Here is a 12,988-nt window from a genome sequence, read left to right on the forward strand (position 1 = left end):
CGCCGGGTGCACGACCCTATCCACGATGACCCGCAAGCCAACCCAACCAACCAGAACGGAGAGGCGAAATGCGATCCACCCGCATCGGCGTAGGGCTGACCGCGGCATCGCTCGCGGTCGCTCTCGGCGCGAGTGCCTGCTCGAGCTCGAAGGCGGCCCCGGCGCCCAAGTCGGCGCCCAAGGCGACCGTCAATGACATCAACGCGGTTCCCCGGTCCGAGCTAAAGCAAGGTGGAACGCTCACCTGGCCGCTGGACCAGTTCTCCACCCAGTGGAACTACAACGAGGCCGACGGCCCGGAGCAGTCCACCTTCGACGTCGTCAGCGCCCTGCTGCCGGGCCCGTTCCACTTCGACGCGGGCGGCACGCCGTCCGCCGACACCGACTACCTGGCCGGCGAGCCGACGGTGACGACCGTGGCCGGCAAGCAGACGGTGACCTACGAGCTGAACCCGAAGGCCAAGTGGTCCGACGGCACGCCGATCACCGAGGCCGACTACGCGGCCCAGTGGAAGGCGCTCAACGGCTCCAACAGCGCCTACAACGTGGCTTCCACCACCGGTTACGCGCAGATATCGAACGTGGCCGCGGGCAAGAGCCAGTACGAGGTCGTGGTGACCTTCTCCAGCAACTTCGCGGACTGGAAGTCGCTGTTCTCCCCGCTGTACCCGGCCTCGACCAACAGCACTCCGGAGGCGTTCAACAAGGGCTGGCTCAGCAAGATCCCGGTGACCGCCGGCCCGTTCAAGTTCGACTCCTTCAACGCGACCGACAAGACGGTGACGGTCGTGCGCGACCCGAACTGGTGGGCCGATCCGGCGATCCTGGACAAGATCGTGTACAAGACCGTCGACACCGCCGCGCTGCCGGACGCCTTCGCCTCCGGTGAGATCGACTGGTTCGACATCGGCCCCTCCGCGAGCGCCTACAAGAAGGCGGTCGGCGTCTCCGGAGCGAAGATCCGGGTGGCCGGCGGGCCGAACTTCCGGCACCTGACGATGAACGGCAAGTCGCCGAACCTGGACCAGAACGTGCGCCAGGCGGTCGCCGAGGCGATCGACCGCGGCGCCATCGCCAAGTCCGACCTGGCCGGCCTGCCGTGGCCGGACAAGCCGCTGAACAACCACTTCTTCGTCAACAACCAGAACGGTTACCAGGACAACGCCGGCACGGTCGGCAAGTACGACCCGACCGCGGCCAAGGCGCTGCTCCAGCAGGACGGCTGGACCCAGGGCAGCGGCCAGTACCTGACCAAGAACGGCAAGCCCCTGGAGCTGAAGATCGTCATCCCGGACGGCGTCAAGGTCTCCGCGAACGAGGCCACCCTGATCCAGCACTTCCTGGCGCAGGTCGGCATCAAGCTGGACATCGACGCGGTCAACTCGGACGACTTCTTCGACAAGTACGTCAACCCGGGCCAGTTCGATCTGACCGTGTTCTCCTGGATCGGCAACGACTTCCCGGTCTCCTCGAACGCCTCGATCTACCAGAACCCGCAGGGTACGAACATCTTCCAGAACTTCGCGCGGGTCGGTTCCGCCGGCCTGGACGCGATGCTCACCAAGGCCCAGGCGGACCTGGACCCGAAGCAGGCGATCGCGGACGCCAACGCCGTGGACGCGCAGATCTGGCAGGAGGCGGGCGTCATCCCGTTCTACCAGCGGCCCGACTTCGTGGCGGAGAAGGCCACCCTGGCCAACTTCGGCGCCTTCGGCTTCGCGGACCGCGTTTACCAGAACATCGGCTTCACCAAGTAACGCAGATGCGTCGCCGGTAGCCGCTTGACGGCCGGCCCCGGAACCCGTGTGAGCGGGCTCCGGGGCCGACCCGCGTGCGGGCGGTGCCGCTTCGTTCGGGCGGCGCGCTGCGACGGCGATTGATTTTTCATATCCCTGAAAGTACTTTAAGAGATATGAAAAACGGTGGCCCGACGCTGCTTCCGCTGCTGCGGTCGCGTACCCAGGGAGCCCTGCTGGCGCTGCTCTATCTGCATCCGGACGACGAATACAGCCTGACGCACGTGGCCCGGCTGGTCGGCGTCTCGGTCGCGTCGGTCCACCACGAGGCCGAGCGTCTGGTGGAGGCCGGGTACTTGCTGGAACGCAGGCAGGGCAACGTGAGACTGATCCGGGCGGCCACGGACACGATCGTGGCGCGCCCGCTGACCGATCTACTGGCCGTCACCTACGGTCCGCGGCCGGTGCTCGCGGATGCGCTGCGAGGCGTCGCAGGCATCAGCGAAGCGGTCATCTTCGGCTCGTGGGCGGCGCGCTATCGGGGCGAGCCGGGACCGATTCCCGCCGACGTGGACGTCCTGGTGATCGGAGACGCCGATCTCGACGATCTCGACGCGGCGGCCGCGGCCGCGTCGCGCGCGCTGCACCGCCCGGTGAACATCCAGCGCGTGCGACCCGCCGCGTGGGCCGAAGACCCGCCGACGGATCCGTTCCTCACCTCGGTGCGTGAGCGACCGCGGGTGCGGCTGTTACCTGAGGGGTCCGAGTGAAGTGGGGACAGGGCCGGGCCGACATCGAACGGATGATCTCGGCGGGCGAACTCCAGCGCGTGCCCGCGAGCCGCGAGTTCGCCGACGGCCTGCTTGACCAAGCGCGCGCACACCTGGGGTCCGGCGAACGCATCAAGGACGAGGATGCGCACGGCGCGTACGTCCTCGTCTACGACGCGGCACGCAAGGCGCTGGCCGCAGTACTCGAAAACCAGGGACTGCGGGCGACCAGCCGCGGCGGCCATGTGGCACTGGGACAGGCCGTGCGAGCTCAGCTCGACCCCCCGATGGGTTCGGCGCTGCGTCCCTTCGAACGCATGCGCAGGCGCCGCAACACGATCGAGTACGCACCCGCCGACACGCCGCGAACCACGGCGCAGGACGTCGCGGACGATCTTCCCAAAGCCCGCGCGCTGATCGACCTGGCCGCCACGCTCCTGGACGAGATGTCGCCGTGGTGAGCGAGGCGGGGCGTTTCCGCGCCGTTACCCGCGATTGCCGCGATCTCACCGGCTCCGACACCGGCTCCGACACCGGCCGGCCCCGGCTGAGAACGCGCTAAGACCTTCCCCGCGGCGCGTGAAAGTCGTGAAAGACCGTTCCGCGCGCCGCCCGGCGATCTCTACTTTGGCGCAATGAGCCGCTGGAGTGGATCAGCTCGCGTACATGATCGCCGTCGCTGCCTGCCGCGGCGGAGGCCCGCCGGACCGGCGCTCGCCGTCGTCGTCGTCGCGCTGGGAACCGCCGGCGCGCTGGGCGGGTGCTCCAGTTCGCCGCGGGCGACCGCGGGCGAGAGCGCCACGACGCAGCTCGCGCAGGCCGCAGGCGGCCTCGACGCGGCCAAGACCTTCAAGCTGACCGTCGACACCCGCGTGCCCAAGAGCACCGGTGTGCCCGTGACGGCCAGCCCGCTGCCCGGGCCCTCGCCCGAGCCGCAGACCGAGACGATCAAGATGTCAGGAACCTGGGACGTGACCACCGGTCTGGCCCGGATGGACGGGACGGTCAACTCCGTCAAGACCACGATCCTGTCCGCGTCAGGCGTCGAGTACGTCTCGCTGACCGCCGGCACGGCCCGCAGCGCCGGCAAGAAGTGGCTCAAGGTCGACGACTCCGATGCAACTTTCGGGGATTTCTGCAATCCGCACCTCGTCGCGCAACTTCTTCGGGCGTACCACGAGGTGCATCTGGTCTCCGCCGGACACCTGTCCGGCACCATCGACAGCTCCGAGGCGGACCAGCACATCGCCGACCCCAACCTGGTCGCGTCGCTGTCGGGGCTTCCCGCGACGCTGCACTTCGACGTGTGGACGGACGGTTCCGGGGCGCCGACGAAGATCGAGTTCGCCCTGGCCGGAACCGGTCCGGTGACCACCGGCAGCGTCCGCCTGGACGCCTTCGGGACCGAAGCGGCGCAGGTCAGCGTCCCGACCATCAACGAGGTCGAACAGGCTCCCGTCGGATAGCCTGTCAAGGGCCTTACTTGACCGGTTTATGAAACTTACAGCCGGGCCGAGCCGATCAGCGCGCTGTTGACCTGTCGGAAGTTGCGGCTTCAACACTCTTCGACGGCTCGCTCTTGACGTCAGGTTTCCGGCTCGCAACGCTGTGCCCACCTCCGAGAGAGCGCTCCCACGCTTCGCGCTCACTCGCAACCCCCGCTTCACCCGGCTTCCGCGAGGATGCCGAAAAAAGTTCGTGCGGACCGGCAACCCACCCGGGTCCCCGATCGACTTAGAGTCGCCGCCCGATCAACCGTGCGTCGTGTTACTGAAACCTCACCGTGGAGGTCGCAGTTGCCCCAGCAAACCGACACCGCGCCCGCCGTCGGAAACCACCTGGACAAGGCTCAGTTCGGCAAGCCAACCCTGGCCGACGTCGCCGCGCTCGCCGGAGTTTCCGAGGCGACCGCGTCGCGAGTGCTCAATGGATCCGCCCGCGTCAGCATCGGCGCGCGCAGCCACGTCGAAGACGCCATGGCGCGTCTCGGCTACGTGCGCTGGCGCGCTCCGCGTGCGCAGACCTCGCGCAGCGGCTCGGTCGCCGCGATCGTGACCGAGTCAAGCGCGCGGTTCTTCTCAGATCCGTTCTTCGCCCGGCTGCTGTGGGGAGCGTCCCGCACGCTGTCCGCGGCGGGCCTGCAGTTGGCGTTCCTGGTCGTACACGACCAGAACGAGTACGCCGCCGCAGAGCGCTACATCCGCCGCGGCAGCGCCGACGGCGTGATGCTGGTCTCCGCGCACGGCCGTGACCCGTTGCTGCTGACCCTGCAGGCGGCGGGCATCCCGACCGTGGTGTGCGGCAGGCCCCTGGTGCCCTGCGGCGCCTGGTACGTCGACGCCGACAACGCCGGGGGCGCGCGCACCGCGGTGGGCCACCTCCTGCGCGCCGGGCGGCGCCGCGTGGTCACCATCGCGGGGCCGCGCGACATGGCCGTCGGCATCGACCGGCTCTCCGGCTACCGCGACATGCTGGAGGCCGCCGGCCTGCCCGCACTGATCGGTTACGGGGACTTCTCGCAGGCATCCGGGGAGCACGCCATGACCCGCCTGCTGGAGCGCCGGCCGGATCTCGACGCGGTCTTCGCCGCCTCCGACCTGATGGCGGCCGGCGCGCTGCGTGCGCTGCGCCGGGCCGGGCGGCGCGTGCCCGAGGACGTCGCGGTGGTCGGCTTCGACGACGACCCGATCGCCCAGCACACCATGCCGCCGCTGACCACCGTGCGCCAGCCGGTGGAGGAGCAGGGCGCTGTGATGGCCCGGCATGTCATGGCACTGATCGAACACGAGTCCATCTCGGAGACCCAGAACAAGCTGCCGACCTCGCTGGTCCAGCGCGAGTCCGCCTGATCGGCCGGGACGGCGCCGGACCTTGAGAGCCGGGCGGGCGCGCCACAGTTGCGCGCCCGCCGGGCCCGCGCGTGCCCAGAACCTGGGAAACGCCGATTCCGCCGCCCTGCCCGCCGCACTTTTCGGCGCGACGTCGCGCCGATGCCCAGAAGGAGAAACCCCTACCCATGAGACAGAAAGTGAGCAGCAACCCGCTGCGAAGAAGGCTGAGAAGGGTCGTCGCGTCCCTGATCGCCACGGCCTTCGCCGCGGCCGGGCTGAGCGCGCTGCCGGCTCAGGCCGCTACCACCCAGTGTAAGGTCACGTACACCGACCAGTCCGACTGGGGCTCCGGTTTCACCGCCGCGGTCACCATCACGAACCTCGGCTCGGCCTGGACCAACTGGACCCTCGGCTACAGCTACTCGGGCAGCCAGACGCTGACCAACGGCTGGAGCGCGAACTGGTCGCAGAGCGGCACGAAGATCACCGCGGTGAACGCGGCCTGGAACGGCAACGTGGCCACCAACGGCTCGGTGACCATCGGCGCCAACTTCAACTACTCGGGGACCAACACCAACCCGACGGTGTTCTCGATCAACGGCACCGTCTGCGGTGGCGCGCACACCGCGCCGAGCGTGGCGATCACGAGCCCGGCGGCAGGTGCCACCTACTCGGCGCCGGCCACCGTCGCGCTGACCGCGACCGCGTCCGCGTTCGACAGCGCCACGATCACGTCCGTGGCGTACTACAGCGGCACGACCCTGATCGGGTCGGCGACCGCGGCACCGTACTCGGTGAGCTGGACCGGCGTGGCGGCGGGCAGCTACTCGATCACGGCCGTGGCCACCGACAGCCAGGGCTCGACGACGACGTCGGCTCCGGTCGGGATCAGCGTCACGGCGTCGACGAACCCCGCCATCGTGGCGAACCCGACCACGCTGACCATCGCGCAGGGCCAGACCGGCACGTTCGGTGTGACGCTGAACAAGGCGCCCACGGCGAACGTCACGGTCACCGTGGCGGCCGCCGCCGGCGGCGACGCGGGTCTGACGGTCACCTCGGGCTCGACGCTGACCTTCACCCCGTCGAACTACAACACGGCGCAGAACGTCACGATCACCGCGGACGCCTCGTCCACGGGCTCGACGACGTTCAACGTCACCTCCTCGGGCTACACCGCGGCCGCGGTGAGCGCCACCGAGATCGCCTCGAGCGGCGGCGGCACGTACACGCAGGACTTCCTGACGCTGTACAACCAGATCACCAACCCCGCCAACGGGTACTTCAGCTCGAAGGGCATCCCGTACCACTCGGTCGAGACGCTCATGGCCGAGGCGCCCGACTACGGCCACGAGACCACCTCGGAGGCGTGGAGCTACTACATCTGGCTCACCGCCACCTACGGCGAGGTCTCGGGCGACTGGTCGAAGTTCAACAACGCGTGGACGCTCATGGAAACCTACATGATCCCCAGCCACGCCGCGCAGCCGACCAACAGCTCGTACAACCCGTCCTCCCCGGCGGCCTACGCCCCCGAGGAGCCGCTGCCGTCCGACTACCCGGTGGCCACCACCACCTCGGTGTCGGTCGGTAACGACCCGCTCGCGTCCGAGCTGGACCAGACCTACGGGACCTGGGACATCTACGGCATGCACTGGATCGAGGACGTCGACAACAAGTACGGCTTCGGCGACACCCCCTCCGGTGGTTGCGAGCTCGGCCCGGGCGCTGCCAACAGCCCGTCCTTCATCAACACCTTCCAGCGCGGCGCGCAGGAGTCGGTCTGGGAGACCGTCACCCAGCCGACGTGTGACAACCTGAAGTACGGCGGCCCGAACGGCTACCTGGACCTGTTCATCGCGGGTTCCGGCACGCCGCAGTGGAAGTACACCGACGCTCCCGACGCCGACGCGCGCGCGATCCAGGCCGCCTACTGGGCGGACACCTGGGCCAAGGCGCAGGGCAAGGAGTCGCAGGTGACCGCGACCGTGGCCAAGGCCGGCAAGATGGGCGACTACCTGCGGTACTCGTTCTTCGACAAGTACTTCAAGCAGATCGGCAACTGCGTCGGCCCGACCACCTGCCCCGCGGGCTCCGGTCGCTCCAGCGAGCACTACCTGCTCTCGTGGTACTACGCCTGGGGTGGCTCGCTGTCCACCTCCAGCGGCTGGGCCTGGCGCATCGGCGACGGCGCGGCGCACTTCGGTTACCAGAACCCGCTGGCGGCGTACGCGCTGACCACCGACACGGCGATGGAGCCGAAGTCCCCGACCGGTGTGAGCGACTGGAAGACCAGCCTCTCCCGCCAGCTTCAGTTCTACCAGTGGTTGCAGTCCTCTGAGGGTGCGATCGCCGGTGGCGCGACCAACAGCTGGGACGGCAACTACGGCACCCCGCCGTCGGGCGACTCCAGCTTCTACGGCATGTACTACGACTGGGAGCCGGTGTACCACGACCCGCCGTCGAACCAGTGGTTCGGCATGCAGGCCTGGTCGATGGAGCGCGTCGCGGAGTACTACTACGTGACGGGCGACACCACCGCCGGGGCACTGCTGAAGAAGTGGGTCACCTGGGCCGAGTCGCAGGTCACGGTCGACACCTCGACCGGGAACTGGCAGATCCCGTCCAACCTGTCCTGGTCCGGCCAGCCGGACAACTGGACCTCCACGACGACCTCGGTGACCAACGCCGGGCTCCACGTGACGGTCTCCAGCTACGGACAGGACTGCGGCGTGGCCGCGGCGCTGATCAAGGCGCTGGCCTACTACGGCAAGAAGGCCAACGACACCACCGCCTCGGGCATGGCGAAGAACCTGCTCGACGTCATGTGGGCCAACGACCGTGACACCCTCGGTATCACGACCCCGGAGACCCGCACCGACTACAGCCGGTTCAACCAGGTCTACCCGTCGGGCACCAACCAGGACGGCGTCTACATTCCGTCCGGGTGGTCCGGCACCATGCCCAACGGCGACAAGATCGCTCCCGGAGCGACCTTCCTGTCCATCCGCTCCTGGTACCAGCAGGACCCGCAGTGGTCCAAGGTCCAGGCCTACCTGAACGGCGGCGCGGCCCCGGTGTTCAACTACCACCGGTTCTGGGCGCAGTCGGACATCGCGATGGCTTACGCGGTGTACGGAATGCTGTTCAACGCGTGACAGAACGCGGATCCGTGACGTATGGCAACCTCTTGCGTCACTGCTGAACCGCCCGGGTGACGGACCGTCACCCCGCGCCACCTGGTAAGACGCGAGGCCGCCGACTCCGAATGAACGGAGTCGGCGGCCTTCGCGTGTAGTACCTTGCGACGTGCGAACACCGGAACGGTTCAGCAGGGACGGCAAAATCTTGGACATGAATGACCCATGGATACCCTTTTGGGCGAACCGGTCTGTTGCAATCTCAGTGCCACTGGGGGGCAGTGCCATCTCGGTAGGGAAACGGAGTCCGCGATGACAGACCGAGCCGACGGCGATCCGGCCTGGCTCAGAGACTTCCCCTGGCTCGGCGGTATCGCGCCGCAGTGGGTGCAGCAGCAGCGTGAGCACTGGCTTCGCCGCCAGGAGGAAGAGCGGATGCTGCGCGAGAAGCAGCGCCGGCTGATGCAGCAGTGGGCTGAATACGACGCGCAGCAGCATGCTGTTCTGCAGGGGCACGTGGACGTGACGGCCACCGGCCGGCACGTCGCCATCGCCGACCCGAACGCCCTGGCTCGCGACGCGGCCTCGCCCGCGGCGTCCGGCCGAGCCCTGGATCAGGGTACGAACTCTGTAACGAGCACGGGCACGCACCGGACTGTTTCCAGTACCGGAACCCACCGGGCGGTCACGAGCACGGGCACGCACCGGGCGGTCACGAGCACCGGGACCCACCGCGCCGTCGGGTCCGACGCGGTCAGCAGTACGGGAACGCATCGGGCGATCCCGCGCCAGGGGCGGGCGGACACGCAGACGGGAACGCTCGGGCCGCAGCGCGACGGGTACGTCGCCCCGCCGGACCGCTTCGCGATACCCGAGCGGCCCGGGCTGCCGCAGGTCTGGGTCGACCCGGCCAGAGCCTGGACCTACGCGCGGCCCGCGCTCTCCCGCCACGCGCTGGCCGGGGTGCTGGTGCTGCTGGCCTTCGCCGGCGGCGCCGAGGTGATCTTCCTGTGGTGGCTGCAGACCCCGGCCTCCCGGCTCCAGCACCTGGCCGATGAATACATCATGGGCGCGCAGCTGACCGGTCTGCTCGGCGCGTACCTGCTGCTGATCGAGGTCGCGCTGATGGCGCGCATCCCGTGGCTGGAGCGGCGGATCGGCTCCTGGCTGGCCACGCTGCACCGCGGCCTGGGCGCGTACTTGATCATGCTGCTGGCCGCGCACACCGCCCTGGTCATCGTCGGCTATTCGATGAGCCTGCAGGCGCCGGCGAGCGTGGTGGTCAAGTCGATCTTCGCGACGTACCCGTACGTGCTCATGGCCACCGGCGGTTTCGCGCTGCTGATCGCGATCGGCGTCTCGTCGATCAAGCACTTCCGGCAGAAGCTCGGCTACGACCGCTGGCACAGCCTGCACCTGGTCGCCTACCCGGCCGCGGTCATGGCCTTCTTCCACCAGGTCTTCCTCGGCGCGCAGTTCACCCGCAACCAGGTCGCCAAGGACACGTGGATCGCCATGCACGTGGTGGTCGCGGCCGCGATCGTGCTCTACCGCGTCTACGTCCCGTTGAACCGGACGCTCAAGTACCGGCTGCGCGTCGTCGGTGTCGTGGTCGAGTCGGCGGACACGATCTCGATCTACGTCGGCGGCGTCAACGTGGACCGGCTCGGCGCGCAGGCCGGCCAGTACTTCCGGTGGCGGTTCCTCGGCCGCGGGCTCTGGCACCAGACGCACCCCTTCTCGCTCTCCGCCGCGCCGACCAACGGGGTGTTGCGGTTGACGGTCAAGGGCGTCGGCAACTACACGCGCAGGCTCAAGCGGCGCATCCGCCCGGGCGTGCGTGTCGTCGCGGACGGGCCGTACGGCGCGTTCACCGCGGAGTTGCGCCGGCGCCAGCGGGTCCTGCTGATCGGCGGCGGCGTCGGCGTGACGCCGCTGCGCGCGATCGCGGAGGCGCTGGACGGCGGCCCGGGCGACGTGATGTTCCTGCAGCGCGCGTCGAGTGCGGCGGATCTGCTGATGGTGGACGAGCTGGAGAAGATGGACGCCGAGGGACGGCTCATGTACGTCCCGGTGCTCGGCAAGCGCGGCAAGACCCCGCGTCAGGACCCGATGGCGCCGCACCGGCTGCGCGAGATCGTGGGCGATCTGGACGAGCGCGAGGTGTTCATCTGCGGCTCGCCGTCGATGGCGCGCTCGACGATCAAGAACCTGCGTAAGGCCGGGGTGCCGTGGCGGCGCATCCACACCGAGCTGTTCGACTTCTGATCCGCCCGGTCGCGCCGCACCGCGTTGAGCGAAGGGGAGAGGTAGCCCGGCTACCTCTCCCCTTCGCTCAACTCAGGCATCGAGCAGTCGTCCGCCGCGGCCCTCCTGCGGCTACCCTTGCCGCAGTAACTCGATCACGAACGACTGGCCCGGCTTGTCGACCAGCCGCGGCGCCTCGACCCCGATCGTCGTCAGCACCCTGCCGGGTAGCACCGCCGGTTGTCCGCCGGCCGCCCACTGCGGCCAGGTCTGCGGCGCGGCCGAGACCACGGGCAGCACGGTCAGCTCGTAGTCGGCGTCCTCGTCCAGTCCGGGAAAGCGCAGCGCCGCGCCGTGCTCGAAGGCCGAGGTCTCCAGTTGTACGTACGCGAACAGCGCGTGTTCCCGGCCGGGCGCGACCACTCCGTGCAGCCACGCGGCCGGATCCGGGTGGTCCGCGCGCACCACCTCGCCGGAGTGCAGCAGCGGGCGCAGCCGCTTGTACTCGGCGATCCACTGCGCGAGCTGTTCCAGGTCGCGCTCGTCCCAGCCGGTGATGTCCGACTCGATTCCGGCGTGCCCGAACAGCGCGGTCGCGGCCCGGAAGGACAGGTCGGTGGCCCGCGCGCTCACGTGCGCGGGGGAGGAGCCGACGTGCGCGCCGATCAGCTCGTAGGGAATCAGCAGGCTGGTCCAGCGCTGGATCGACTGCCGCTCGATCGGGTCGATGTTGTCCGAGCCCCACACCCGGTCGGTGCGTTCCAGGACGCCGAGGTCGACCCGCGCGCCGCCCGAGGAGCAGGACTCGATCTCAAGACCCGGGTTGCGCGCGCGAAGTTCGTCGAGCAGTCGGTAGACGGCGAGCGTCTGCGCGTGCACGCCCGGGGTGCCGTCGTGCAGCGGCTCGGCGATGTCCCGGTTGTGGTCCCACTTGATGTAGTCGATCCGGTATTCGCCCACCAGCGAGTCGAGCCGCTCCAGCAGGTAGCCGAACGCCTCGGGGCGCGCCACGTCGAGCACCTGCTGGTTGCGCTGTTCGGCCGGCAGGCGCGCCGGATCGGCCAGGAACCAGTCGGGGTGTGCCCGTGCCAGGTCCGAATCCGGGTTCACCATCTCCGGTTCGAACCAGAGCCCGAACTGCATGCCGTGCTTGCGCACCCGCTCCACGAGCGGGTGCAGGCCGCCGGGCCACACCGTCTCGTCCACGTACCAGTCGCCGAGCCCCGCGTCGTCGGTGCGCCGGTGCCGGAACCAGCCGTCGTCCACAACGAAGCGTTCGACGCCGATCGCCGCGGCCTTGTCGGCCAGGTCGAGCAGCCGGTCGAGCGTGTGGTCGAAATAGACCGCCTCCCAGATGTTCAGGGTGACGGGGCGCGGCGTGGCCGGGTGGTGTGAACGGCCGCGCAGCATCCGGTGCAGCCGCGCGCTCAGTTCGTCCAGCCCGCTCTCGCCGGACGCGAAGTACACCCACGGGCTCTGATACGACTGCCCGGTGCGCAGCCTGATCTCACCGGGTTCGAGCAGTTCACCGCCGCCGAGCACGGCTCGGCCGTCGGCGAGCCGTTCCACGTACTGCACGTGGTTTCCGCTCCAGGCGGTGTGCACCGCCCACACCTGGCCGCTGCGGAAAGCGAAGCCGGCGCTCCCGGCGATCAGCGGCCCGGCGTCGAAGCCGGTGCGCCCGCGCCGGTTCTCGCGCACCCACGCGCCCTGCCGCAGTGCGGCGCGCTGCGGCGAGCGCTCGCGGGACCAGCGGCCGGCGAAGTCGAGTATCTCGACGGCCTGCGCCGGCACCGGCATCAGCGCGGCGAGCCGGTCGAGCGTATAAGGGGTCTGCGCCGTGTTGGTCAGCGTGTGGCGAACGCGCAGCACGCCCTGCGCGGTCAACTCCAGTTCGCTGTCCAACGCGAGCCCGGCCTGCGGGTCCGCGGCCCGTACGACGATCTTCCCGCCCGCGCCGGGGCCGGCGTCCGCGCCGGCGCCGGCAGCAGGCGGTTGTGCGGCCAGTGGTTCGGTGAGCTCGAACCGTGTCGGCCGCCAGGTGCCGTCGCGGTGCCCGCTCAGCGCGGGCCGGCCGAACCAGCCTTCGCCCTGCGAGGGGATCAGCGGGCGCGGCGGTCCCGGCGGGCGCAGCGCGAGGAGCGCCGCCGTGCCCTGCGACGAGCCCGGATCCGCGCCCCAGTGCAGTACCTCGGGCAGCCCGGGGCCCCGTGCGTCGAGCACGAGGCTCGCTCCGGCCGCGCTCAGCGCGATCAACCCGGTCG

8 protein-coding genes are annotated in these 12,988 nt (G+C 69.5%); 7 read left to right on the forward strand and 1 reads right to left on the reverse strand.

Annotated elements, in window-relative coordinates:
- Nucleotides 1–68: 68 nt before the first annotated feature.
- The 7 genes from KGA66_RS09690 to KGA66_RS09720 all read left to right on the forward strand — a co-directional run bounded on the left by KGA66_RS09690 (nucleotide 69) and on the right by KGA66_RS09720 (nucleotide 10,745).
- Nucleotides 69–1,757, forward strand: a complete 1,689-nt coding sequence (locus KGA66_RS09690) for an ABC transporter family substrate-binding protein (RefSeq protein WP_211466902.1) — start codon at nucleotides 69–71, stop codon at nucleotides 1,755–1,757.
- A 155-nt stretch (nucleotides 1,758–1,912) separates the two neighbouring features.
- Complete coding sequence (locus KGA66_RS09695) at nucleotides 1,913–2,506, forward strand: winged helix-turn-helix domain-containing protein (RefSeq protein WP_211466904.1); 594 nt, start codon at nucleotides 1,913–1,915, stop codon at nucleotides 2,504–2,506.
- Nucleotides 2,503–2,967, forward strand: a complete 465-nt coding sequence (locus tag KGA66_RS09700; protein ID WP_211466906.1) for a hypothetical protein — start codon at nucleotides 2,503–2,505, stop codon at nucleotides 2,965–2,967. The genes KGA66_RS09695 and KGA66_RS09700 overlap by 4 nt, the downstream gene beginning before the upstream one ends.
- A 174-nt stretch (nucleotides 2,968–3,141) precedes the next feature.
- Nucleotides 3,142–3,972 carry a hypothetical protein gene (locus KGA66_RS09705; RefSeq protein WP_211466908.1) on the forward strand — a complete coding sequence of 277 codons (831 nt, stop codon included), beginning with the start codon at nucleotides 3,142–3,144 and terminating at the stop codon, nucleotides 3,970–3,972.
- 372 nt (nucleotides 3,973–4,344) lie between these two features.
- On the forward strand, nucleotides 4,345–5,355 hold the full coding sequence (locus KGA66_RS09710; protein ID WP_438822028.1) for a LacI family DNA-binding transcriptional regulator: 1,011 nt from the start codon (nucleotides 4,345–4,347) through the stop codon (nucleotides 5,353–5,355).
- 167 nt (nucleotides 5,356–5,522) lie between these two features.
- A complete protein-coding gene (locus KGA66_RS09715) occupies nucleotides 5,523–8,495 on the forward strand; it encodes a glycoside hydrolase family 48 protein (RefSeq protein ID WP_211466912.1) in 2,973 nt (990 codons plus the stop codon).
- A 294-nt stretch (nucleotides 8,496–8,789) separates the two neighbouring features.
- Nucleotides 8,790–10,745, forward strand: coding sequence for a ferredoxin reductase family protein (locus KGA66_RS09720; protein WP_211466914.1), 1,956 nt, complete (start codon nucleotides 8,790–8,792; stop codon nucleotides 10,743–10,745).
- 111 nt (nucleotides 10,746–10,856) lie between these two features.
- Here KGA66_RS09720 and KGA66_RS09725 read toward each other — a convergent pair whose 3' ends face one another.
- Nucleotides 10,857–12,980: an alpha-galactosidase gene (locus tag KGA66_RS09725; RefSeq protein ID WP_246507331.1), complete on the reverse strand. Its 2,124-nt coding sequence runs from the start codon at nucleotides 12,978–12,980 to the stop codon at nucleotides 10,857–10,859.
- Nucleotides 12,981–12,988: the final 8 nt, after the last annotated feature.

It is taken from the genome of Actinocrinis puniceicyclus (assembly GCF_018283645.1).
Classification (GTDB): domain Bacteria; phylum Actinomycetota; class Actinomycetes; order Streptomycetales; family Catenulisporaceae; genus Actinocrinis; species Actinocrinis puniceicyclus.